Raw genomic sequence first — 24,136 nt, forward strand, 5'->3', positions numbered from 1 at the left:
ATAGGTTAAAGAGCCAAAAATCAGCTCTAATACATTAACTCCGGCAAGGATAGCGCCATCGAGACATTACACAGCATGCCTCTAGCCAAAAATATAACCGTTTTATCCTTCGGATTCTCAAGCCCAGCTTGCTGGAATGCATGTAACACTAACTGCTGCACTTCACGGTATCCATTTCGCATAACCTCGACAATCGCTTCGTCTTTTATCGTCTGAGCCTGCATTAACAGCAGCGTTTCATTCTGATACGATTTCATGACTTCTATATAAGCTTCAACAAGCTCCTTCTCAAGCTGATTAGGTCCCGCTGTCTCGATCACGCTGCGAAATGCATCTACGATTCGTGTCCATGAAACCTCCAAGGCTTCCTTCAATAGAATTTCCTTCGTTGCAAAAAAACGAAAAACATACGGCTGTGATATTTGAGCACGTTCAGCAACCTTTGCGGTTGTTGCGCGATAATATCCAATTTCAGCGAAAACTTCAATCGCAGCAGCAATAATATCTGTACGGCGATTAACGGACGCTGCTGTATTTTTTTCCATCGTATCTTCCACCTTTAAGTACTCTCTTGTTAGTAATTGATCAATCACTAACTGAATTGATCATAACTTATCGCTTGAAGGAATGCAATAGCTTTTTAGCCCGGTTGCAATTTAAACACATGAGTTCAATCAATTGAAATCGAAATAACGAAGACAACAGCTGCATATCCACTGTTATCTTCGTTTTTGAATAACCCATTATTGCTGTACCCTATTCCACAGGCAACTCACATTAACTACAATCACTTACCAACTAACCATTCTGCTATTTCTTCAGTCTGGAGTAGGATCGCTATGGGGTCCCAGTACCATGACCGGTCGCTTCCCCATATGTACACCCTATCGTTCTTGACCGCATCAAGCGTATTCCAAATCGGATCAGCCTTGAGATCTGCAAGGGTATGCGAATCGGAAGTCAGTATTATATAGTCCCCCACATATTTCGGCAATACCTCATTGGATATAGATGCCCAGCCCGGATCTTTCATTTCATCAACAACGGCAGCTGGCGGCTTGAAGCCAAATCCTCCGTAAACGGCTTGCCCACCCTTGCCAAAGTTTGCGCCTACCGCGGAAATGTTTTTATCCATTATTTCTAGAATGGAGAAGGTACTGTCAGCCGGAACGACCTGCAATACTTTTTGCTTGGCTTCGGCTATTCTTCGATCATAATCATTGAGCCACTTCTCTGCTTCCTGTTCTTTACCGAGCAGCTTGCCGAAATAGGTAATTTCCTCATGAACGGTTTTCAATGATGCATAAGGTATTATAACCGTAGGTGCGATTTTTGGCAGCTGTTCATTCATTTCAGCATAGGTATCGTCCATAATAATAAGGTCGGGTTCCATCTCCAAAATTTTCTCGATATTGCCGTTGCCCTCTCCTATATCTTCAACGCCCTTTAAAGCATCACCGAAATAAGGGTTTTTAATGTGATGGTTAGAAGTTCCGATAGGGACAACACCAAGCGCAATGAGGCTTCCTAAATATTCACCTGCTACGATTCGTTTCGGATGCGTAGGAACTTCTATATCTCCAGCAATTGTAGAGATGGTTTTGGTCTGGGATTCCTCAGCAGGGGCGACGCTGTCGCCGTTGATGGATTAGTCGTCTCCACTGCACTTTCTACCCCACAGGCACTCAATAATAAAATAAAACTTAATAGCAATCCCGCCACCATGGACGGTTTGAATGGTTTAATCATTGGTATTTCTCCCTCTCCACTTCGCTGATAATGATTATCATTTAAATCAGTATAGCCGAGTAGATTGGGGGAGACAATGGACGATCTCATGCTTATGGAAGGATAATCTTCTACCTTGTGCTTGGAAGAGTACTTCAATTTATATTGTGTCGGTGACATACCTTTATTTTTTTTGAACATTCTGCCTAAATAATAAGAGTCCTGATAACCAATACCGATAGCGATTTCTCTTAGCGTGGCATTGGTACTGAGCAGCAGCTCTGCTGCCTTATCGATGCGTACCTTGATCAAATAATCGATCGGACTGAGGCCTGTCCGGCTTTTGAAATAAGTAGACAAATGGGGAACACTGTAATTCAAAGTTTCAGATAAGGATTCCAAAGTAATGGACTCTGCATAACGTTCATGAATAATCGAAATGATTTGAACTGCCAAATCGCGTTTTTCTGGTCGCACACCCTGTACCTGCATTTGATTTAATAAATCATATACAAATTGATGGAGCAAAGCCCTCACACGCAATCTCCCCAGCGGTTCTGCCCTTCCCCATTCCTTATGCATGTCTGTCATGCTGCGATATAATGCTACCGGAAAAGCAGGCACAAAGCCGTATTGGGCATGAAAAGGTTGGGCGCGCTCTACCAGATCGATCATTTCCTGCCGAACAGGCGATGGAATACGTGCTTTATAATAAATCACATAATATTCAAACCCCTCGGCACCAGCACAAATATGCAAAACTGATCCTTTGCCAGTATGAAATATTTTAAATCGTTTGGCATGGTGATCCACACCATCCAGACAAACTTGCGCACTTCCTTGAATAGACATCACAAATATGCTGGCAGGTACGGAGTAGGCAGATAACGATTCTTCGGCTTTCATATTGATGTGACGGACATCAAAAATGGTGCAAAAAGCATGATTCCATGACACCAAATGATCATGCAATTCCATTTTCAGAAACCTGCTTTCTCTATACGCGCTTAATGGGGTACGATATGATTATATATTATAAATGATATGTATTCTCACTAGTAAAATAATTCTATGTAATCCGTCACGGGGTGTGGTTATGGAATGGCATGAGACCATCACAATATGGTGCCAAACGCCGGTCAAAGTGCTTGATATTCGGCATTTGGCAATGAAGACAGGTGAGGAATTGCAAGCTTACCGCCTTCCAGCAAATGCTTTTATCTTCACTAACCAAGGTGAGGCTAAAATAAGTCTTGATGGAATGGCCGTCGAATCTTCAAATTCCCAGCTGCTGCACGGCGGTAAAGGCGCTACGCTGAATATCAGCTGTCTGAGCCGTCCTTTTGACTACTATCTTATTTTATATAAACCTATGCGCGGCTTATCTACTCAATCCACGCAAAGACAAGCTGAGCAGCATGCTCCATTTGGGCAGCAATATACATTTAAAGCGAAACACCCCTTATCTTTGCTTGCTCTACTAGAGTCTATGCTGCAGCATTGGAAACTGAGTGAAGAGCTGGACCGGCTGCAGGTGACAGGTCTCTTCTACCAATTCGTGCATGAGCAGTTCCGCCAGCTGCGTATCGCTGATACTGAAGCTGCCTCGCCAGATCTGGCTGTACAGATCGCTAATTATATTCATGCGCATTATCACGAAACGATCTCCATGGAGATGATCGCGAATATATTTCATTACAGTACACACTACCTCTCCAGAGTGTTTAAACGAAAATATGGATGCAGCCCTATGGAGTATCTCGTTCAGACACGTATGAATCAAGCTAAGTTTTTGCTAAATGAAACAGAGGTGACCATTCGTGATATCGCCTACAGTGTCGGATATGCAGATATGTATTATTTTAGCCGCCTTTTCAAAAAGCAAACTGGCGAGACACCAGCTCAGTTCAAAATGCATAACCTCGGTTTAAAAAGTTCAGTTCGCACAAATTTTATGCCCGAATCGTTCATTGCTCCCTCCCTAGAAGAAGGTTATATTGTTAACAGTGATAATCATTATCAACAAGATACTTGGAGAGTGGATGAAATGAGTTTTGGTTTTAAGCCTTCTTTTGCTGTAACGCTATTGTTTAGCCTATCGTTGCTGCTTGCTGCTTGTGGTGGTTCAGATTCAAATGTGCAGCAGTCTACGGAGGGCGATAATAAGCAGCAAAGTGAAAGTACAGATACATTGCCGGCAGAGACTAGGCTTTATAAGGATGCATTAGGGCGAGAAGTGACTATCCCCGTTAAGCCGAGCAAGGCTGTCGTCATTACATACGGTGGTTATTTGCTGCCGCTAGGACTAGAGCCAGTTGGGGTCGATCAAGGTACACTTGAACAATATCCAGACACCATGACAGAGGCTGAAAGTATTGGTGATGGACTTGGCAATGCAGAGGCTATATCTGCCCTGCAACCAGACATCATTATACTGCCAGACTATCATAGCGCTGAAATCTACGAAACTTATCAGAAAATAGCTCCAACGGTTGCCGTAGCATGGGGCGGCGATCCAGATGTCATCAATACGCTCCGAGCGATGGGCGATGTCATGAACCGGAAGCCAGAGGCGGAAGCATGGATTTCTACATTCGAGGAGAAGCTTGAGCGTATCCGAGATGAGATCAATATTAATATTAAAGAAGGTACAACCGCCATCACGTTCATTCTTTATAAGGGCGAGGTTCTATTGGGAGGCAAAGGCGGTACTTTGGGCAAGCTGATCTATGAGGATCTAGGCTTCCAAATGCCAGAGCAATTTGAGAAATTTGCAGACGGCGGCGCTGCGTTGTCGATGGAATCTTTGGCTGATCGGCCTGCAGACTATTTCTTCACACAAATGAAGGATGAAGAGCTGGAAGAGATGACAAAGCTATTCCAAGAGCCTCTCTATAAAGCCATTCCCGCAGTAAAAAATAATCGTGTCTTAAACATAACCCGTAATAAATGGAATTATGGTCCTGACCTCGTGGATGAAGCGGTAGATGCGTTAATCGCACAGGTAGAGCAGTCGCAGAAATAAGGTTGAACTATAACTAGCTTAATCTAAAAAAGCCAACAACCGCGCATGATTTGCGTCGGAGTTGGCTTTTTTTTATTGGGTTAATTCAATTCAAACTTATAGGCTTGGCGGTATTTGAGCGGTGAATGGCCAGTAATATCTTTGAAAATACGTCCAAAATGCGTCATGCTCTCAAAGCCTACCTTTTCAGCAATATCAGCTATTTTCAAGGTGCTCCCCGTTAAGAGCTGGCGTGCCTCCTTGATTCGAACATTGTTCAAGTACTCTGTGAAGGTGAAGCCTGTGTTCTCCCGAAACATTTTGCAAAAGTAAGAGGAGCTGATGAAAAACCTGCTGGATATGCCCTGAATCGTTTGGTTTTCATGATAATGCTGGTTCAAATAGTCAACGATTTCGAAAATCTTTTTATTGATCGGATTGCTTCCATCATGTTCAGCTGCAGGAAGCGTTGACGTCTTGCGGTAAAGGAAAATAAGCAGCTCGAACAGCAGTGTTTTTAAATAATATTCATAGCCGGGAGGCTGCTTAATAAATTCCGCAATCATTTTATCGAAAAGCTTCTCGATCATGCTTTGTTCTTGGCCGTTTAAGGGCATGAAATTTTTGCCGCTTGAAAAGCTGGATAGCACATGAAAGCTGTCATTGTAAGGAAACATATCCTCAAGGAATTCCTCTTGAAACAACAGCGTAATCCGCTCAAATGATTCTCTGCTTGAATTGACCAGCTTATGAATCTCATTCACATTGATGATCAATAACGCGCCGCCAACCACCTGATAGCTTTTATCCTCGATAAAGTAGCTGATATCACCAGAGACGAGATAGAAGATTTCATAGCCATTATGATAATGACGTGATGGCATGCTTGTGTCAGTTTTTCTCTCACGACTAATATCAAACTTCGCAGCTTCATAAAAATTTGACTCCACAAACATTACACCACCATGTAAAGTAATGAGTTTATATTCAAAGTAATATACGTAGAAAAATAATAAATTAGATAAGATATGTGCTTATAATTCATATTATCATATGCTATATTGGTTAGCAATAAGGCATAACAACAGTGGGTGATGCATAGTAGAACATGCTTTTGGAATGAAATATCAATAATTCGAGTTAGTTTTATTAACATTTTGTAAATGTGGGTTCAAAAAAACGAATACGGGGGTTGTCATGAAAAATCTAATAACGAAAAATCGTTTAGTGATGAGTGCACTTCTTTTGTTTTCCCTTTCTACCACGTTGTCTGCTTGCGGCGGTGAAGCCGGGTCAAAAAATAACAGCAACGGAGGGGTAAAGAACAACGGCAAGGATAAGGTTGAGATCGTTTGGGTAATGGCAGCAGACCCAGACAAAAAGGCATGGCAGGACGCAATGGTCTCGACCTTCGAAGAAAGCCATCCGAATGTTAAAGTGCGGCTTGAGAATATCCCGTACGATCAATTCGATCAAAAGCTGACTACCTTGATTGCCAGCGGCAATGCGCCAGATGTTTGGAATCCTAATCAGGCGGATAGCGGATTTGCTACTTATATGAAGATGGGCGCATTGAAGGACCTTACTCCTTATATTGAGAAAGGGGCTCCCGAGCTCGATACAATGGACCCTAACCTGCTCGATATTTATAAAATCAACGGCAAAAATTACGGCGTTCCGCTCGTAAGCAACGCTACTTATCTTTATTACAACAAGGACTTATTTGATGCTGCTGGCCTTTCTTACCCGACGACCGACTGGGATGATAAGTCTTGGAATTTCGATGCGATGCTCGAAACCGCACAAAAGTTGTCTCATGACGTAGGTGACGCTCGCAAGCAGGTTTTTGGTTTCTCCAGCGCATTAAGCGCAAATGCAATGACATGGCTATTCGGAGGAGATCTATTCAAGCCCGAAGCTTATACATCTGGCGTAATGGGTGAGCCTGATCTAATGAAACCGATTAACGTCGAAGCGCTGCAGTTCAATGTGGATTTGATCAATAAATACAAAGTAGCGCCGGACGCAGAGACAGTAGCCGCATCCGCGCAGCTGGGCGATCCTTTCCTTACCGGCAAAGTCGGAATGTACATCTCCGGCGGCTGGGGACTCGGCTCTTACAAGCAAGCGGATTTCAAATGGGGCGTTGCGGCTGTTCCCTATCATGATGGACGCAAGGTTACCCTTTATGTTGACCCTTGGAGCATCTCAGCAACAAGCAAGCATCCCGACGAGGCTTGGGAATTCGTCCGGCATTTAGCTAATCCAGCTGAAGGCGGCGGCGCCTACCGTTACATGAATGAAGTAGGGAGAACGCCGGCAGACGCGAGCCTATTCAAGCTTTGGTATGACAAAATGGGTGCAGAAATCGGCATGGACCCTGAGGCATTCAAGCAGGTTCACGAAGGCTCGATCAAGTATGGCCGGGAAGCTGAAAACCATTTGATCGTCAAATTCAATACGGTTCTAGAAACGATGAACCAATCGCTCTATCTGGTATGGGGAGGCAAGAAGAGCATAGCCGACGGTTTGAAAGTGTTGAATGATAACCTCCTATCGTTGAATTTGAATCAATAGCAGCCAGAGCTTTAAGTAAATTTCAGCCGAGCGGATGCCCTTCATTAGAAGGCATCCGCCGGCCCAACGGAGGTAGCCCATGAGAAAGCTTTCGCTGGCCATGAAGCGCGAGGAACGGTCGTTTTGGTTTTTCATAGCCCCTTGGTTTATCGGTTTTATATGCTTCACCGGGGGACCGATTCTCGTCTCGCTGCTGCTCAGCTTCACTGATTACAATGTCATCTCGTCCCCGACATTCGCAGGAACAAGCAATTACAGCACGCTGTTCGGAGACCGGCTGTTTTACAAGTCATTGTCCGTGACTCTCTATTACAGCGTTATGGCCGTACCGTTTACGATACTGACATCTTTGATTGTTGCCGTTCTGCTTAATCAAAAAATCAAGGGGCAATCGCTCCTACGCACGCTATATTACGCACCAAGCATCATATCTGGTGTAGCCGTCTCCTTTTTGTGGTCATGGCTGCTTAATCCGCAGTTCGGTGTCGTGAACTCAGTCCTTTATGATTGGTTCGGCATTCAAGGACCAGGTTGGTTTACGAGCCCGGGTACGGTCGTTCCATCCATGGTACTCATGCAATTGACGGCATCAGGCAGCACGATGGTGATCTTTCTTGCCGCGCTGCAATCGCTGCCGGCAGATCTGTTTGAAGCCGCATCTATGGAAGGGGCGAGCGGTTTCGCGAAGTTCCGTAAAATTACGATTCCGCTTATTTCACCTGTCATTTTATTTAATACCATCATTAGCATGATCGGATCGCTGCAAATCTTTACGGAAGCCTACGTTATCACGAAGGGAGGGCCGGACTGGAACTCCTATTTCTATGTGTATTATTTATTTGATACTGCATTCAAGCAGTTCCGGATGGGGTATGCCTCCGCTCAGGCATGGATATTATTCCTGCTTATTTTCGCGCTGACTCTCGTATCGCTGTGGGGCTCCAAAAAATTCGTCCACTATGAATATGACTCGAAGTAAAGGAGGTTCCTTTATTATGAAGCGAAAAAAATCGTACAATCACGGTGATCTGCGTCTGATGGACAAAACAATCATCTACCTCCTTCTATACGGAGGCGTTCTATTGTTCGCATTTCCGCTGTTTTGGATGCTCTCCACTTCGCTTAAGACCATCGGCGAAATTCATCGCGTTCCGATGACGTGGTTTCCAGCCCATTTGCAGTGGATCAACTTTAAGCAGATTTTCATCGATGCCCCTATGGCTCGTTTCCTATGGAACTCGGTGTGGTACTCAGCCGTGACGGTAGGTGCAGTCGTATTCTCCTCGTCGATGGCCGCATTCGCTTTTGCGAGATTGCGGGCGCGCGGAAGTATGCTTTTATTCGGGCTTGTCCTCAGTACGATGATGATTCCGTCCCAAGTCACCTTGATTCCGCAATATTTACTGTTTACAAAGCTGCACTGGACAGGCACGTATCTGCCGCTCGTGATTCCAGCTTTTACAGCAAGCTCTTTCACCATTTTTCTAATGCGCCAATTTTATTTGGGCATTACCAAAGAATTGGATGAAGCCGTCAAAATCGACGGAGGAAGCCATTTCACGATGTATTTCCGCATCCTGATTCCCCTCTCCATGCCTGCGTTTGCAACTGCGGCTATTTTGGAGCTGATATCGAGATGGAATGATCTATTCGGACCGCTCATTTACTTGAACGATATGACGAAATACCCGATTTCACTCGGGCTCGCTAACTTTACAGCTGCATACGGGGCAACACCGTGGCATCTGTTGATGGCAGCTTCGCTGGTCGCGATTTTGCCGCTGCTGTTCATTTTCTTTTTTGCTCAAAAGTATTTCATTCAAGGAATCGTTGTATCCGGCTCTAAAGGCTAAATGTATCTAGTATTCATCACGCATTCATCGGAGGTACTACATGAAGTTTGACTATCATACGCATCATGAACGCTGCGGACACGCAGTTGGTTCGGTCAAGGAATATATCGAAGCAGCAATAACACAGGGATTAGATATTATCGGCATCTCGGATCATACGCCATTTTTCGCAATTGCTGAAGATCGTCCTTCCTTAACTGGCAGCATGGCAAAAAGCGAGTTTCCAGCTTATATTAAAGAGGTCTTGGAGCTAAAGAAAGACTATGAAGAAAAAATAGAGGTGCTGCTCGGCATCGAAGCTGATTTTTTACCGGAACATCTGGATTTATACCGCTCGGTTATCGCTTCTTATCCTTTTGATTATGTTATTGGCTCTGTGCATGAATTCGCCGGTATCGGCATATACGATTCAGAGTATTGGGAAGGCTTGACTGCAGCACGTAAATTGGAAGTGAAAAATTTATTTTATGATTATATCGCTCAGTCCGCCAAGTGTGGATTATATGATATTTTAGGTCATGTCGATTCATTGAACCGCTACTTCTACGGTTATCCAGAGCTCCGCACAGAAGCTGCCGACGTCACGTTGAAAGCAATCGCTGCTAGCGACGTCGTCATCGAAATCAATTCTTCCGACAACAATTGGGTGCCGGATGGCTATTTCCTAGAACGCGCGCTCCATTATGGGGTTAAGGTGACCTTCGGCTCCGATGCGCACCAGCCCGAACGTGTAGGCGAGCATTTCTCGGCCATCGGCAGCCATTTATATGAAATTGGGTATCGAGAATGGGCCATATTCCGCAAACGCGAACGGTTGATGGTTCCAATTAGTCGGTGATCGCCTTGGATAACCCGTGGGTTATTGACCATGCCACCATCCTAATCCGGTTGTCTCTAGCCGTATTTCTTGGCGGTCTCATCGGCTTCGAACGGGAGCAGCAAAATCATCCGGCTGGGCTCCGCACGCATATTCTGGTTTGCCTCGGCTCTTCGATGATCATGCTGCTGTCCATTTACGGCTTCGCTGAATTTGCGGGAGAGCCCAACGTACGGATTGACCCGGCGCGGCTAGCAACGGCTGTCATTACCGGCGTCGGCTTTCTCGGAGCCGGCACGATTCTATTCACAGGCAAGTCTATTACGGGACTGACAACAGCCGCTTCCTTATGGGTCGTCGCAGCCATTGGGCTGCAGATCGGTGCGGGCTTTTATTTCAGCGCAGCGGCAGGAACGATTCTTGTGTTCATCACATTATGGGTTTTCAATAAAGTGGAGCACCGTTTTCTGAAGAGCAAGAAGGTTAGAAAGCTTACCATTCAGGCGGAGACAGAAGAGGAACTGCTGGACATCGTCACCCAGAGGCTTGCCAGCCGCTCGATTATGACGCAAAAAATGATGCTGCAGCGGATACGTCCATCACTTGATATGCCGCTATGCTGGGAAGTAAAGCTTGATATCGTCGTTCCAAGAACCATGGAGCCGAAGGAAATCGTAGCCGAAATGAAACAAATCGGCGGAGTCGTTGCTGTCAGTTTTGAATAGAATAATAAGCAGCTAAACACCCCCGGCGGTTATCGCCGGGGGTGTTTGTACGTATTTGCAAATTAATTGATGCATTTACTAGTATATCAACTTTTTTAATTAGAGGGGCGTCGCCCCTTCCCATCGAGCAATCTACAAGCCTAACTTTTGCCCCTTCTCCAGCCGCAAAATTCTGCTCTCTCCCTCATTCGCCAGTTCTCTGAACTGACTAATGGTTTCACGCATACGAGGAAGCGCCTCCTGCTTATAAGTGCTAATTGAATCTAACGCCGACAGCACATCAACAAAAGCCTGTTTCATTGTGTCGACTGAAATATTTGTTTCAAGTGATTGCTTATGGATCGCTGCACCTTGATCTTTCAGCATTTTTGAAGTGCCGCTGATGAGAGTGTCCGTGGTTTGATTGAGAAGCTCAATCTTTTTTAGTACAATCCTTTGATTGTAGAGTGCGCTGGCTACTGTGACTGAAATTTTCAGGGCAGAAACGGTAACGTTCCTCGCTCTGTCTACCCCTCTCATGAGCTCCTTATTATTTCTCATCACAACTTCAATTGCCATAATCCCCTGTTGATTAACGACCATCATTTGCTGCAAATCCATGAGACGCTGGCGCAAAGGAAACAAAACTTCCTCTGTGATGAACAGGATTTTGTCTTCAGATTCTTGACGCAGTTTAGCTGCTTCGATCTGCGATTCAATTTCCGAGTCCATTAACACACCCAGTTGGATTTCCTTTTGAAGCTTTTTAGTGAGCTCTCTGAGAGCATGCTGCTCAATTTCCAAGGTTGTATTGTCATTTTTCAATACCGTTTTTCCCTTATCCAAAGATATTATAATGTCCGAAATGACAGCATCTGCTTTCTGGTACTTTACAAAATAACGACGCAAAGGGTTAAACAACATGCCTAAAACGCCGCTTTTGGCAAAATCTATGACGCTGGGATCTAGATCTTTTAACTGAAGATGCAGCTCCGCCAAGCCCTTGGCTACTTGCCCGCCTTCATCCCCTGTTTTTGATAAGTTCCCTACAGAAACCTGCAAAAGAGCATTTTTCTCCGAGGATGACCGCATGGAGCTCATCCCGAAGCTATCGATGGATTGCAAGACCGCCCTCCGTTTCTCCAATGACTCGATATCCAATGCCAAAATCGTAGAAACATTATTTAAAGCCAGCTCCTTCAGCTGCGTTAATTCCTCTGGCTCGGGCTTAACCTGCTCCTCCATTGCTGATTTCAGTTTTTCCTCACTAATCACTTCCATAGAAAATGACATTGAAGCCCCTCCTCATTGATAATCCTTACATTTGAACGTTGAGCAAATTGCTGATTTTATAAACAACATCCTCTGTATCTGCGTTAATGCTGGCCGCCTCATTGATGCTCGAAATACTTTGAAGCGCCTTGATGTTCGCATTGTAACCTATCGTGTAGATCGGGATTTTGTACGTCTCAATCAGTCCTCTAATATCTTTAAGCGAATGCCCTTCATTCGTTTCCCCGTCGCTGAGCACAAAGATTAGCGGCTTCACATCCGGATTTAAGGCCATCTCATCCTGAAGCATTTTCATTGCCACCACAATACCGTCAAAAGTAGCTGTTCCTCCACTGGCTTGAAGGCTGTCTATGGCCCCAACGAACATCGACTGCTGATTCGTGTCATACTTCCCTATAGGAAGATTAATGGCCACATCACTGGAGTAAGAAACGAATCCAATACTGTTGTCCCGTCCCAAAAACTTTTGTCCTTTCAGCAGCGATTCCTTCAATCGGTTTAATGGCTCACCGGCCATACTCCCTGATACGTCTGCTACAAACACAGCTGCAATCGGTTTACTCCCGTTCTTCTTTTCCTTCCACAGCTTCTGGGCAGCAGACAGAATACTGCCATCCACCGCTTCAAGCTCAGACTTATAGTCATTGAGGCCATTAAAACCCTTTTGCTCTGCTAATTTCTGATATTTTTCTTGTTCCACAAAATCGGCAAACTTCTGAATAATGTCGAGCTTATCCTTTGGCAAATCACCTAAAGCATAAAGCGGGCTGTCATGCCTGACACCGAAAGGGGTGAACACATAACCCGCTTTGAAATCTGTTGCGTTCACAAAGGTTTGATACTCAAGAACAAAAGCATCAAGCATACCTGTCTTGGCTGCCTCACGCATTTGCAGCGTGGTAGAAGCAATAAAAGGTACATTTGCCTGGAACTTCTCAAAGCCTTGAACTGCTTTCTCCCCAAGCAGATTGGAGCTGTCAAAGGTTCCGAGGGCAGTCACCAGAAAGTTTAGCCCTGTAGAACTGGCAAATGGATCTGTATACCCCATAGCCAGCTCATTATCCGCGATAGCGTCGGTTACTGTTTTTAAATTCAGAGAACCGTATTTATCGACCAGCTCATCATATTTCGCCTTCGTTGCTACAATGCCAGTAACATTGCCAACAAGACGCTTAGAGACCAGCTCAGCTTGGATGCCATCTGCTTTCACCATTTCTCCCCACAGCTCGTTGGAAGGAGTAAATGCATCCGGTATATATTTGCCTGACCTGATATAATCGGTAGCAGTTCCCGAAGCAATATTACGGATCATGACCGAAACCGGCTTTCCATTTAGCGTCGTATTGGATTTATTGAATTCCTCAGCCACCTCGTTTAACCAGCCATCAACACCCGTTCCTGATTTCTCTGTGGAAGAGAAAATCTCTACAAAGCTGTCGGTAGTATTCGTTACTGAAACCGGAAACTTCGAAATATCAGGTAAGGAATCACCAATTGATGCGGGATCTAGATCGATTTGACCCTTGATTGGCTCTATCGTTTTCACAGACACATCTTTATATAATTTATCAAGCTTCTTTGCTGCATCTTCCGTCGTGATCTGCGTCTTTGTTTTACCTAAATTTGAAGTTAAGCTAATGCCCAAATAAACAAGCAAAAAAACAGACACTGCAATAGCTCCTATCACTACAAAAGCTTTCCCCTTACCTGCCATATCCGTCTCCCTCTCCATGCTTATATAATTTAGTCTGCTTGATTAATATATCGATTTCCTTCATACATGACATTTCCTCAACATCTCTATAGTCGGTACTGTTTAACAGCGATATTTCCAATAATAATTTATCTAGCTTAAGCAAAATTTCCTCATTTGCACGAAGATAACCCGTCACGTAGGATAAGTACTCCTTGTATAAATTTGTTTTTTCCTGTACTAGCTTGTTAGATAGCCCCGCGGGTTGTTGTTGGCCTGTAAAGTTGGCGTATCCAGAGGCATTGAATACACTAAGCTTATTGAGAATACCTCTAATATTAAGATAGAACAGCTTCTCAACCTCATAAATAACTGAATCGAACTTCTTATAGCTTAATTCCGTCTGATCAAATCGCTGACTAAGAACCTCGGTCAAGGCGTTCTTCTTCTTATCTATGCGTTCCAGCTGATCCAAAGCAAGTGCCATATCATTTTTAAGATCTTTTGCATGTCGATACGGTTGAAGCGCTGCGATATAATCCTCACGCGTTGAAATGTTTTTTACAGGCAGCGCAACTGGCGGTTTAAAAAGAAAACTATAACTCCCATATAACATAACAAGAAGGCTTACAACCAATAACGTTACGCCTGAAGCCGTTTCAAGTACACTTTCACCTCCTATTTCCACACCTAGAAGCCCAGGTGACAACACGACAATATTCAGGATCGCAACACCGCCAATAAGCCCAAACAGCTTCAAAAATCTCCCGTTATCCAACGTTCACACTTCCCCTGCTATTACAGTAACTTACTCCAATTCAACTTTTTAAGAAGCATTATTATCAACACAGCTATATCGTTAAAATGTAGATATTACACTCCTTATGCTTAATTTTATCAGAGAATAACCGAACAAGCTCCTAAATCTTACTAATTTATCCGTTTGAATTTATAAATGGAAAAAAGAGACCCCTGAGGGTCTCTTTTTTATTGGATTTATAAGTAGGGAAAAGTTAAATTCTTTTTGCCCGAACCCACAATGATCTGCTGCCTAGAGGCATTAGAAAGCTGAAGCTGTAATACCTGTTTAAAGTGACTTACGAGGGTATTAAGTGATGTAATCAACCTATTCATTAAAAATTAAAATGGCTGCTTAATAAGTGAAAAAGCAAAAACCCCGACCTCTTATGGTCGGGGTTTCACATTGTGGAAGCGAACTGCGCCAAAGTACAACGACAATTCGCCTCAGCGCAATGATTTGATTGCTGTGAGTAGTATGATTCCTTATATTCATTGCTTCCAAATCACTCTTTATGAAATGCGCAGCGCCTGTCTTCTCATCCACATCGTCGCGACCCACTTTTCACCTTTAATCACCGGTGTACCTGCATGCAAGGTGAAATCATTTATTTCATTATTGTTATAAAAATATTCAAAGTAAACAGCCATGCCTTTGTTAGGAAAAACTGAAATATTAAGCAGAGGGAACGCCGTTTCTCCGCCTTCCTCCACATCATTCAAATACATTATAAGCGTACTAATTCGATTGTTAGCACTTGCTCGATTTGTTTCTGCGAAAAAATCATAATGTGGCTGATACTCTTGGCCAGGGGTATATAGCAAAACTTGCAAGCCGTCGCCATGCTCAATGGGAATATTCATAATTTGAGAGAATCTTTTTTCGATTTTTGTAATCGTCTCATTCTCCTCACAAAATACTCCACTGCTCGTTCTAATTTGGTTCTCTGCACGATCTCCACTTATTTTTGAACGCTGCAATTGTTCCCTAGAATGTCTAATTAGCTCATCGCATTCCTCATCGCTAAGCACATTTCCTAGTACGACAACCAATGGCTCCTCATACTTGGCAAGAATACGAATCTCTCGATCTTCTGTCTTAATTGTATTTCCAGCATGATCAAATATTGTCCGCTCTTTTTCCGTCGTATCCCCTATCATTCTTACACAGCCCCTATGGTATGACATTCACCACAAAATACCATACCATACATTTCAAGTATTTACTTTAAAAAATCAGAAAAATCGAAACAATCAAACGGTCACCCCGCTATGGTTGCGCAGGTATATACATATTTTGTATCTCCTGTACTCCGGGCACGAACCCGAGATTAAAATAAACAGATTCTGCATCATTACCTTCCATCACATACAATCGTAGAATTGAATATTTATTTTTCAGCATACTCAGCGCTCTTTGCAGCATAAGTGTAGCCAGCCCTCTTCCTCTATGAGCAGGTATTACACCGATACTATATACTGCTGCCATGTTATCTTGTAGACAAAGACGACAATTGGCAATGAGCTGACCAGAGTTCTTATCATAGATTAGTGTTGAAGCCTGAACTAATATGTCATTCGAATAATTAGGATCTTCATTTGGAATAAAATCTTCTAAAGAAAACTTTTTTCTCCTTACTGCTTCAAATCCGCCTTTAAAGCTTTCATAGTCACAATGAGCAATGTCATCTTCATTGATGAATCGCTTAGCTCCCATCTCGTTTTCTTCAATTTGGGGACTTTTAATAATTAGATTATCATCCCAGATCACTTCGAAATGATCTGTAGGACGCTGCATCCAACGGCATCTGAATTCATCCGCCCAGAAGCCTGCCCTCGCAAATAATTGAACTTGATCTGGAAGAACCTCAAAAGTCTTAATTGGCTGCGTTCTGTCAGACCAATGCATTACTATTTTTTTAAGCAGCTTCAATATCTTGAATGCATCATTAAAAGGAGGAATAAAAAACAAATGGTAGATTACGTTGGGCGCCATTCTTACACCACCGATTTTATTCTCTCCCTTATAAATCCAAAATGAATTTCTTCGCGATGCTGCATAGCTTTCTTCTCTAAAAAAACCATTATATTGCATATTATAATATACAGAACAATACAATCCCCATTCTTCTGGCTCCGCCTTCCGAATAGAATATTCCTTCGATAAATCATAACTAATGGTATCCATAGACCAATTGTTTAATTGCATACTCCATACCTCCTTGTAAATTCTCAAAATAATAGAATGAAAACACGAATTACTGCCGTTTGATACCTCTCCACAAGACATCCGAGAACGACAAAAAGACCACAGATGAACATAGCTTCATCTGCAGCCTCTAATCTCCTAAGCGATCCCTATTCACAGGAATGAATTTCATTATACCTGATATAAGAATACAATTACCGCGCACATAAGTCGCGTTAGAGTAAGGGCGTATGATATTGCTATTGTTCTTAATGTACGAGTTCAGCCAAATAGCAGGTATGCAGATCATAACTGCGATCACCTCCAATTAAGCCAAACCTCATATATTCAGTTATTTTTTCAACTGATTAAGAACAACAATAATCACGACACCATTCACTCCTATCGCATGCTTATTTGCCTATATTACCAACGAGAATGCCTATTTTCAATTTACTAAATAATTATAAAAGATTTCTACCTGTATTTTATCCTACAGATAGCAAAAACTTAATGACCTATAATCTGCCTAGTGTTCTGCCTTTCTATTTTACCAGCTATAATTTGTGGGGGATAAGATTGCATTACAACATATTCACCATTATCATTCGTTTTGGGAGTTACATTAACTGATTCACCTATCGCCAGCTCGTTGTAGAGCAGAGTATCCTCAACAATATAATTTATTAATTCAATATCATTCTTTTTAAATGTTTCAAAGTCCATACTTTCTGCATCTTTCCAAGAGATGTCCTTCGCTACTAAGATTTTTTGCTCTTCCTTTGCAATAATGTAATTCCCCTTTTTGTCGTCTGACGAGGAACTGCAACCAGCAAATACACATACGAAAATTGCTAAGGCTACTCCTAATACTAACTTTTTCAACATTTTCACCCCTATTCAGTATAACCTTTAGACGAAAATGCAAGTGAAATGTTACGAACGAATACAATTTCAAGCTTTTGTTTCCGCTGATTTATCAATACGTCATCATATTTCATACTTAATCACTATTGCCACTCGGTTCAACATTCATGTTGTATCCCTTTTAAACCACCATGATGATTCACTATTTCTTCTAGTCCTTCGACCGTCTCTCCGAAAAAACTTTGCTCGCTTTCGATTTCAAATTTCATCTCATTATCTTGATGTGCAAATTCCTTGAAATAACCTACTATTGAGATTTGCCTTCTATTAATAAATTTAACTTTGAGCTCTAGGTTTGCTTCAGTAGAACAAAATGTTGCCAATCCCTTTAACTCCGCCCAACATTTAACCAACTGATTGTAGAACTCATATGTTTCACCAGTTGTAAACCATAACTCACCCTTTACGTAATAGTTTCCGCTCTTAATTTCTGCGATTCCCCTTACATCATAACCACCAAAAGGGCTTGTCATATTCGGAAACCCGAATACTTCATCTAAAGAGATTTGTATGAAACAACCCTGTTTACCTCTCATTACAAATTGGTATATCAGAATCAACCCATTTCGTAGTAACTTATTTCAGTTATTTCAATTAGCCTGCTAGTAAGCTTCATATAAAATGAGAGCAGGTTCCGCAGCGCCTGCTCATTAATATGTTCTATTCAACTAACTTTACCCATCCTCGTAATAAAAAAATCATTTAAAGGCTAAGTTCTTTCTCTTAACATTTTATCTTTAACATCTACCAAGCTGATGCGTTCATTCTGGCAATCTCATCGGTTAGTCCCAGTCTGGTCATTTCTTCTACCATTACTTTTTCGACTTCCTCGCTATGAAAGCCCTTTGCGTTAAATGTACGTATCAATGCTAGTTTGCCAGCATAGGTAGCCCGCTTTAAATAACCCTGCAATTCTTCAGCTTCCAAATCATCATCCACCAGAAGTGTTTCGTGTTGCCGACCTTCATCCCCAGGATGTACATTGGTTACCCCTAGTCCATCAGGAGTAGCGACAACGATTCGTTTTTCCCTCGCTGCTTTCACTCGATCAAGGTATGTATATGGATGATCGATTTTTGGTAGGTTTAGCGCATCTACCAGTCTGGACATGACCTTACGGCGATTTGCTTGATCTTCCTCGGTTGGTGCCCATTCATATTGCGCTTCCTCTTCCTCTTGTAAGTAGTTTTGGTAGGCCTCATCACTTTCAAACGACATATATATAAAAGTACTGTCAATAGCAATTACGCTCAAAAACTCCCTGATATTGTTTGCGATGACTTCCCCAGCTTCATCCCCATCCATTGGGGAAACTCTTACGATAGGGGCATTATTTAAATCCGGGACAGATCCGAATTCCGTTAAGAAGCCGTAGTGTTCGCCATCTCCACCCGTCCAGCCAAACGAAATGATATCCCAAGGAGTATTCCCATACTCGCTTTGGTAATAACCGCCGTAAAAGCCGAGCTCGTCCCATAACGACAGTCCTTCTTCTTCAAGTTCCTTATCTAAGGAGTACAGGTCGCTGAATATATCCAGATCAGAATATTTTCCGTAATTGATCTGCTCACTTTCTTCTGCACTCATTGTATTCTCTGCTACAGTTTCTTGCTTCGCTTGCCATGCGAGCAATTCCTCCCTGTCTTCATCTGTGACCTCGCCAGGGTTTGGAGATGTTGTAATCATAACTTTACCTATCCCAGCATTAAAAACGATTTCTGAATCTGTTAAACCACTTAATCGTTTCGAGTGAATATAAATATGCCCATCAACTAGTCGAAGCGTATCTTCCCACTCATCATGCATATAGGTCGTACCACTTCCATTTAATGTTTTGTAAGAGATAGCTAATGATCCATCTTTTTCGTGATTATAAGTCCAACCCATGGCAGTAAGTACCGAATCAAGAGGAAGATACAATCTTCGTCCCTCTATAAAAGGTTTGTTAGTAATAAGAATTTCATTCCCATCAACGTAAATATCCACTTGCTTTCCTGCCTTCTGTATTTTCTCAGGGGGATTGGGTCTATCGCCACATCCACTCAGTATGCCCACGATTATGTTAAGGACAACTACCACTAATACTAGTTTCTTGACCGTCATTTCTTCTGTTCGCACATACTAATCCCCTTAGAAACGATCTCTTTTTCTATATTTTCGTCAGATAGTTAGATTATTCTGCCTGTTAGCTTAATCGTAAATTTTTCTGAGATGAGAGCTATATACGCTTCTTCAAAAGTCATAATAGGGATCTCATCAAGCCAATTAACTTTTGAACCAATTCCTTCGCATCCCAGAAGCATATCTTCCCTTGTACTCATATCAATACCAAGTTTCTTCCAGATAATGTGCCCATCCGCTTTAATTACATTTGCAACAATTACTGTACACGTTAAATCGCAATCATCTGGGCACATTAGTACTGGCAAAACAACCTCTTTGCTTACCGAATTGAACCTTTCTTTAATACATTCTTTCTCTTTCAAATCGTAGACCCATTCAATAATTGTTGGGATCATGCCTAGAAGGTTATTTGAAGGATAGTAATTGTGAAGTAATAAATCCAGAGGAGTACCATCAATGACGATAGTATGATGTTCAACTTTACAATACTCACTCTTCATCGTTACGACTTCAATTTTTATTTACCAGTTCCATTGTTTAGACACCTCACTTTAAACAATTTCCACAAAATAATGCACTACGATTTGCTCCGCTAACCTATCCGTTAGTTCAAACGACCTCCTATTTTAAATCGCAGATGGGATAGGCGGTGCAAACTCATATCACCAGCCACGAGTATATACCTTGTTTTTAAGCCCTGATTCAAAACATGCAACGTTAAATAATTCGCTTTGGCGACTTCAATATCCTTCCAATTAAGATGCTATCTCCTCCAATATAAATCTCCAATAGTGTAACGGTAGATTGAATTATTCGACATGTATTACGACTTACCAACCCATGCATGAGTTTTTAAATTTATTATATACGTTGACACGTATATACACTTAAGTATATATTTAATGCATGAACACAAACACTATGCAATTAACATTACTTACACTCGCCGAGCCGAACCGCTTTAACATTGTTGAGTTATTAAAAAAAGCACCACGATCGGTGAGTGAGATCGTCCAAGCGCTCAATATCGGTCAACCGCAAGTATCTCGCCATCTACGTATTTTGAGCGAGGCTGGGTTGGTGCGCTCCCGCAACAAGGCACAACAGCGAATATATAGCCTCGAAGCAAAGCCCTTTCAGGATCTGGATGCGTGGTTTGACTCATTTAGTATCCTTTGGGAAGAGCGTCTCGATCATTTTGAGGATTATATGCTCGACTACAAAAAAAAGGAGGATTAATGCTAGCCTTTTATCTCAAGCGTTATCGCAGCAATGTTCGAAATCACCAAACCATTTGGAATAATCGATTTGACGCACTAGAAAATGATCTAAAAAGGATGAATGAAGATGCGATCAAAAACAAAAATCCATAAAAACCGGGAACTTCGTGAGCTTACCATCGAACGGATATTAGCATTGCCTCCCAAGCTTGCTTGGGAGGGTTGGACAAAACCGGAACATATTACGCGTTGGTGGGGTCCTAAATTATGGACAACCACCGTCTTTGAAATGGATGTAAGACCCGGCGGTATTTGGCGTTATAGTCTCAAATTAGATGACATTATCGGGGAAGAGGCTTTCTGCAAAGCTGTTTATCAAGAGGTTACTGAACCCTTTACACTAGTATATACCGACTCGTTTACCGACAAAGACTGGAATGTCGTAGAGAACAGCGAGATGCTAACGACTGTTCAATTCGAGGAAACAATAAATGGCACAAAGCTTAGTATTGTCACACGATTCGCAAGTGCCGAGGAATTGGAAAATGCCGAAGCAATGGGTATGATTGAAGGCTTCAATGATGCATTTGACCGACTTGAAGAATACTTAGAAACGTCGACGGGAGGAATTATGGATACAGTTACTTCAAAGGATGGAACAAAGATCGCATATGAAAAGCTAGGAAATGGACCTGCCGTTATCCTAATATCATCGGCTGTTGCCGACCATAGCGATGCAGCCCAGCTTGCCCAGCTGCTTGCAACTCATTACACCGTTTACAACTATGATCGCCGTGGTCGCGGTCAAAGCTCTGATGTCTCGCCTTATTCCGTCCAACGCGAAGTCGAGGATATTGAGGCTCTAATCCATAAGGCCGGCGGCAATGCTTGCCTGTTTGGAAGCTCGTCCGGCGCTGTGTTAGCCCTTGAAGCAGCGAGTCGATTAGGAGACCAGGTGTCGAAGCTGTATCTTTACGAACCACCGTTCATTATTAATGACAGCCGTAAACCCTTGCCTACAGAATATGTTCACCATTTGAACACGCTAAACCAAGCAGGCAGACGCAGCGAAGCGGTCGAATACTTCATGTCGGAGGCTCTCGGTATTCCAGAAGAATATATTGGCTACATGAAAGCCGATCCTTCTTGGCAGGCGATGGAAAGCATGTCTCACACAATCGCCTATGATGGCATGATTATGGGCGACACGCAATCTGGCAAACCGCTTCCAACCAACCGATGGAAAGTAAATGTTCCTACGTTAATTATGACAGGCGAGAACAGCGAACCGCTCTTTCACGAGTCAGCCAAAGCACTTACCGAACTGCTGCCTTTTGTTGAATCCCAAACGCTGCCCGGACAGGATCATTCGGCAGTCGTGATGGCTCCGAGCATTCTAGTGAAGACGATTGTCGATTATGACATCGTCCGAGAAGAAAAATGACGAGATTATTGCCATTAGAGAATACGATATCAGCTAAACCACTATTCATTGCAAAACCTATATCCGCGATATCATCTAATGCCGCACGATTGTCTATCGTCTCTGGATCACTCTTCATCTTGATCTTGGGTTGCCTACACCTCTTAGAGCCTGAATTCGATCCGACTTGGCGTTTTATCAGCGAGTATGCATTAGGTAACTTCGGCTGGATGATGCATTTTGCATTTATATTGCTCGCTGCAAGTCTTATAAGCGCCGGAATTGCAATCTTCTCACAAATTCGTAGCGTCTTGGGGTATATCGGGCTCGTTATCCTTGGACTAAGTGTCTCAGGTATCTTTATAGCAGGCATTTTTATGACCGACCCCATATCGGTGAGTCCGGATGCTGCAACATTCAGCGGTAAAATGCATGCCATCGGCGCCACGCTCGACTATTCGCCTGTCGCCGCCCTCTTGATCAGCTTTGCATTGGCACGCAATGAAGCTTGGAGACCCATTCGCGGACGACTGTTAACCACCAGCGGAATTATGTTTGTTTTAATGGCGCTATTTATAATTCAAATTCCGCAAGATGGACAGTTCACTCCTGACGTACTTGCAGGTTTATTCGGACGAATCTTAATCGTATCCTACCTTGGGTGGCTTTTGGTCGTCGGGTTTCACGTGCTCAAGCTGCGCAAGCAGAGCTTATAATAACAGATTTACCCTACTAGCATGAACAGAAAAATCAAAAAATCCGACCTCACGAGGTCGGATTTTTTCATGGTAATGGTGGCGAGCCATGACTGTGCAAAGCCATAATTCGCCGAAGTGTGCTGCTAAAACTGTTTGATGAGTGGAATGACCAGTGGCACGTCCTCCTCACAGGCACAGCCTTACTCTTTTACCGCGCCCAGCATAATACCGGAAACAAAGTACTTTTGCAGGAAAGGATATACGATCAGCATTGGTACCATAGCTATAAAAACCTTGGCCGCATTTAGCGTTCGATTAGACAGCTCGGACAGCTTCTTATATTGTTCAGGAGTCAGATTGGTGCCAACTGGAATGTTTACGACCAGCTGCTGGATATAGGTTTGAAGCGGATATTTAGCCGCAGTGTTCATTAGCACTAACCCGTTAAAAAACTCGTTCCAATGATAAACGCTAAGGAACAACGCTACTGCAGCAAGTACAGGAAAGGAGCATGGAATATATACCCGAAACAGCACTGACCAAGGACCAGCACCGTCGACTACCGCCGCCTCATTCAGCTCCTTCGGCAAATTGCGGAAGAAGTTCATAATCAGGATCACGTCGAATACCGGCACTCCTCCGCCAAGTACTAACGCCCAAATCGAATCGATCAAATGATAGTTTTGAATAGTGAGATACCACGGAATCAAGCCCCCGTTAAACAGCATGCAAAAGACAAGAATCCACATAAAGGTATTGCGCATTTTAAAATCCCTCTTAGGCCTTGCCAGTGGGTAAGCCATTAATACCGTCATCAGCAAGGCAAAACCTGTACCGAGCACGGTGCGCTGAATGGAAATCCAGAACGCGTTAAAGAAGAGGGCGTCATTAATAATTTCCTTATACGGCGTCAAGGAGAAGCCAATGGGATAAAGCGTAACCAAGCCTGCATTAGCAGCGGATTTTTCGGAAATCGATACACAGAAGGTGTACCAAAGCGGGTAAATACAGCTAATAAGCAAAAGGCCGAGGACGACGATATTGGCAATTTCAAACGTCCGTGAGCCTAACGTTGTATTTCTGACCAAT

23 protein-coding genes are annotated in these 24,136 nt (G+C 43.0%); 9 read left to right on the plus strand and 14 right to left on the minus strand.

Going from position 1 to position 24,136, the window contains the following annotated elements; all coding sequences use genetic code 11:
• Positions 1-26: 26 nt before the first annotated feature.
• The 3 genes from AB4Z50_RS19465 to AB4Z50_RS19475 all read right to left on the minus strand — a co-directional run bounded on the left by AB4Z50_RS19465 (position 27) and on the right by AB4Z50_RS19475 (position 2,706).
• Positions 27-545, minus strand: a complete 519-nt coding sequence (locus tag AB4Z50_RS19465; RefSeq protein ID WP_441881180.1) for a TetR/AcrR family transcriptional regulator — start codon at positions 543-545, stop codon at positions 27-29.
• A gap of 242 nt (positions 546-787) precedes the next feature.
• Positions 788-1,645, minus strand: a complete 858-nt coding sequence (locus tag AB4Z50_RS19470) for an ABC transporter substrate-binding protein (protein WP_441881211.1) — start codon at positions 1,643-1,645, stop codon at positions 788-790.
• A complete protein-coding gene (locus AB4Z50_RS19475) occupies positions 1,573-2,706 on the minus strand; it encodes a helix-turn-helix domain-containing protein (protein ID WP_441881181.1) in 1,134 nt (377 codons plus the stop codon). Before AB4Z50_RS19475 ends, AB4Z50_RS19470 begins: the two co-directional genes overlap by 73 nt.
• A gap of 118 nt (positions 2,707-2,824) precedes the next feature.
• On the opposite strand from AB4Z50_RS19475, the gene AB4Z50_RS19480 reads away from it, so the two are divergent.
• Positions 2,825-4,753, plus strand: coding sequence for an ABC transporter substrate-binding protein (locus AB4Z50_RS19480; RefSeq protein WP_441881182.1), 1,929 nt, complete (start codon positions 2,825-2,827; stop codon positions 4,751-4,753).
• Between the two features lie 80 nt (positions 4,754-4,833).
• Here AB4Z50_RS19480 and AB4Z50_RS19485 read toward each other — a convergent pair whose 3' ends face one another.
• Complete coding sequence (locus AB4Z50_RS19485) at positions 4,834-5,682, minus strand: helix-turn-helix transcriptional regulator (protein ID WP_339206102.1); 849 nt, start codon at positions 5,680-5,682, stop codon at positions 4,834-4,836.
• Positions 5,683-5,929: 247 nt separating this feature from the next.
• On the opposite strand from AB4Z50_RS19485, the gene AB4Z50_RS19490 reads away from it, so the two are divergent.
• The 5 genes from AB4Z50_RS19490 to AB4Z50_RS19510 all read left to right on the plus strand — a co-directional run bounded on the left by AB4Z50_RS19490 (position 5,930) and on the right by AB4Z50_RS19510 (position 10,704).
• A complete protein-coding gene (locus AB4Z50_RS19490; protein WP_441881183.1) occupies positions 5,930-7,309 on the plus strand; it encodes an ABC transporter substrate-binding protein in 1,380 nt (459 codons plus the stop codon).
• A 79-nt stretch (positions 7,310-7,388) separates the two neighbouring features.
• The gene (locus AB4Z50_RS19495; protein ID WP_076270705.1) at positions 7,389-8,288 is read left to right on the plus strand and encodes a carbohydrate ABC transporter permease; all 900 of its coding nucleotides are present in this window, start codon (positions 7,389-7,391) and stop codon (positions 8,286-8,288) included.
• A gap of 16 nt (positions 8,289-8,304) precedes the next feature.
• Positions 8,305-9,162 (plus strand): carbohydrate ABC transporter permease, encoded by an 858-nt coding sequence (locus AB4Z50_RS19500; RefSeq protein WP_441881184.1) that lies wholly within the window; start codon positions 8,305-8,307, stop codon positions 9,160-9,162.
• Positions 9,163-9,202: 40 nt separating this feature from the next.
• The gene (locus tag AB4Z50_RS19505; RefSeq protein WP_441881185.1) at positions 9,203-10,000 is read left to right on the plus strand and encodes a histidinol-phosphatase; all 798 of its coding nucleotides are present in this window, start codon (positions 9,203-9,205) and stop codon (positions 9,998-10,000) included.
• A gap of 5 nt (positions 10,001-10,005) precedes the next feature.
• Entirely contained in the window at positions 10,006-10,704 is a 699-nt protein-coding gene (locus tag AB4Z50_RS19510; RefSeq protein WP_076270708.1) for an MgtC/SapB family protein, read from the plus strand.
• A 132-nt stretch (positions 10,705-10,836) separates the two neighbouring features.
• Here AB4Z50_RS19510 and AB4Z50_RS19515 read toward each other — a convergent pair whose 3' ends face one another.
• The 9 genes from AB4Z50_RS19515 to AB4Z50_RS19555 all read right to left on the minus strand — a co-directional run bounded on the left by AB4Z50_RS19515 (position 10,837) and on the right by AB4Z50_RS19555 (position 20,206).
• Positions 10,837-11,976, minus strand: a complete 1,140-nt coding sequence (locus tag AB4Z50_RS19515; protein ID WP_441881186.1) for a toxic anion resistance protein — start codon at positions 11,974-11,976, stop codon at positions 10,837-10,839.
• Positions 11,977-12,001: 25 nt separating this feature from the next.
• Positions 12,002-13,690, minus strand: coding sequence for a VWA domain-containing protein (locus AB4Z50_RS19520; RefSeq protein ID WP_441881187.1), 1,689 nt, complete (start codon positions 13,688-13,690; stop codon positions 12,002-12,004).
• Positions 13,680-14,447, minus strand: coding sequence for a hypothetical protein (locus AB4Z50_RS19525; RefSeq protein WP_441881188.1), 768 nt, complete (start codon positions 14,445-14,447; stop codon positions 13,680-13,682). Before AB4Z50_RS19525 ends, AB4Z50_RS19520 begins: the two co-directional genes overlap by 11 nt.
• A gap of 533 nt (positions 14,448-14,980) precedes the next feature.
• Entirely contained in the window at positions 14,981-15,628 is a 648-nt protein-coding gene (locus tag AB4Z50_RS19530) for a 2OG-Fe(II) oxygenase (RefSeq protein ID WP_339206093.1), read from the minus strand.
• Between the two features lie 109 nt (positions 15,629-15,737).
• Positions 15,738-16,676 (minus strand): GNAT family N-acetyltransferase, encoded by a 939-nt coding sequence (locus AB4Z50_RS19535; protein ID WP_441881189.1) that lies wholly within the window; start codon positions 16,674-16,676, stop codon positions 15,738-15,740.
• Between the two features lie 489 nt (positions 16,677-17,165).
• Entirely contained in the window at positions 17,166-17,540 is a 375-nt protein-coding gene (locus AB4Z50_RS19540) for a DUF3221 domain-containing protein (RefSeq protein WP_441881190.1), read from the minus strand.
• A gap of 140 nt (positions 17,541-17,680) precedes the next feature.
• Positions 17,681-18,118 (minus strand): WapI family immunity protein, encoded by a 438-nt coding sequence (locus AB4Z50_RS19545; protein ID WP_441881191.1) that lies wholly within the window; start codon positions 18,116-18,118, stop codon positions 17,681-17,683.
• A 208-nt stretch (positions 18,119-18,326) separates the two neighbouring features.
• Positions 18,327-19,700: a hypothetical protein gene (locus AB4Z50_RS19550; RefSeq protein ID WP_441881192.1), complete on the minus strand. Its 1,374-nt coding sequence runs from the start codon at positions 19,698-19,700 to the stop codon at positions 18,327-18,329.
• 50 nt (positions 19,701-19,750) lie between these two features.
• Positions 19,751-20,206: a hypothetical protein gene (locus tag AB4Z50_RS19555; RefSeq protein WP_441881193.1), complete on the minus strand. Its 456-nt coding sequence runs from the start codon at positions 20,204-20,206 to the stop codon at positions 19,751-19,753.
• A 406-nt stretch (positions 20,207-20,612) separates the two neighbouring features.
• On the opposite strand from AB4Z50_RS19555, the gene AB4Z50_RS19560 reads away from it, so the two are divergent.
• The 3 genes from AB4Z50_RS19560 (at position 20,613) to AB4Z50_RS19570 (ending at position 23,065) form a co-directional block, all read left to right on the plus strand.
• Complete coding sequence (locus tag AB4Z50_RS19560) at positions 20,613-20,945, plus strand: ArsR/SmtB family transcription factor (protein WP_441881194.1); 333 nt, start codon at positions 20,613-20,615, stop codon at positions 20,943-20,945.
• A 108-nt stretch (positions 20,946-21,053) separates the two neighbouring features.
• On the plus strand, positions 21,054-22,370 hold the full coding sequence (locus AB4Z50_RS19565; RefSeq protein ID WP_441881195.1) for an alpha/beta fold hydrolase: 1,317 nt from the start codon (positions 21,054-21,056) through the stop codon (positions 22,368-22,370).
• A complete protein-coding gene (locus AB4Z50_RS19570; RefSeq protein ID WP_441881196.1) occupies positions 22,367-23,065 on the plus strand; it encodes a DUF998 domain-containing protein in 699 nt (232 codons plus the stop codon). The genes AB4Z50_RS19565 and AB4Z50_RS19570 overlap by 4 nt, the downstream gene beginning before the upstream one ends.
• Before the next feature lie 182 nt (positions 23,066-23,247).
• Here the strand turns inward: AB4Z50_RS19570 and AB4Z50_RS19575 are convergent, their stop codons facing one another.
• Positions 23,248-24,135, minus strand: a complete 888-nt coding sequence (locus AB4Z50_RS19575) for a carbohydrate ABC transporter permease (protein ID WP_076270717.1) — start codon at positions 24,133-24,135, stop codon at positions 23,248-23,250.
• Between the last annotated feature and the right edge of the window lies 1 nt (position 24,136).

The sequence above is a fragment of the Paenibacillus sp. 2TAB26 genome, from assembly GCF_052115145.1.
GTDB lineage: Bacteria > Bacillota > Bacilli > Paenibacillales > Paenibacillaceae > Pristimantibacillus.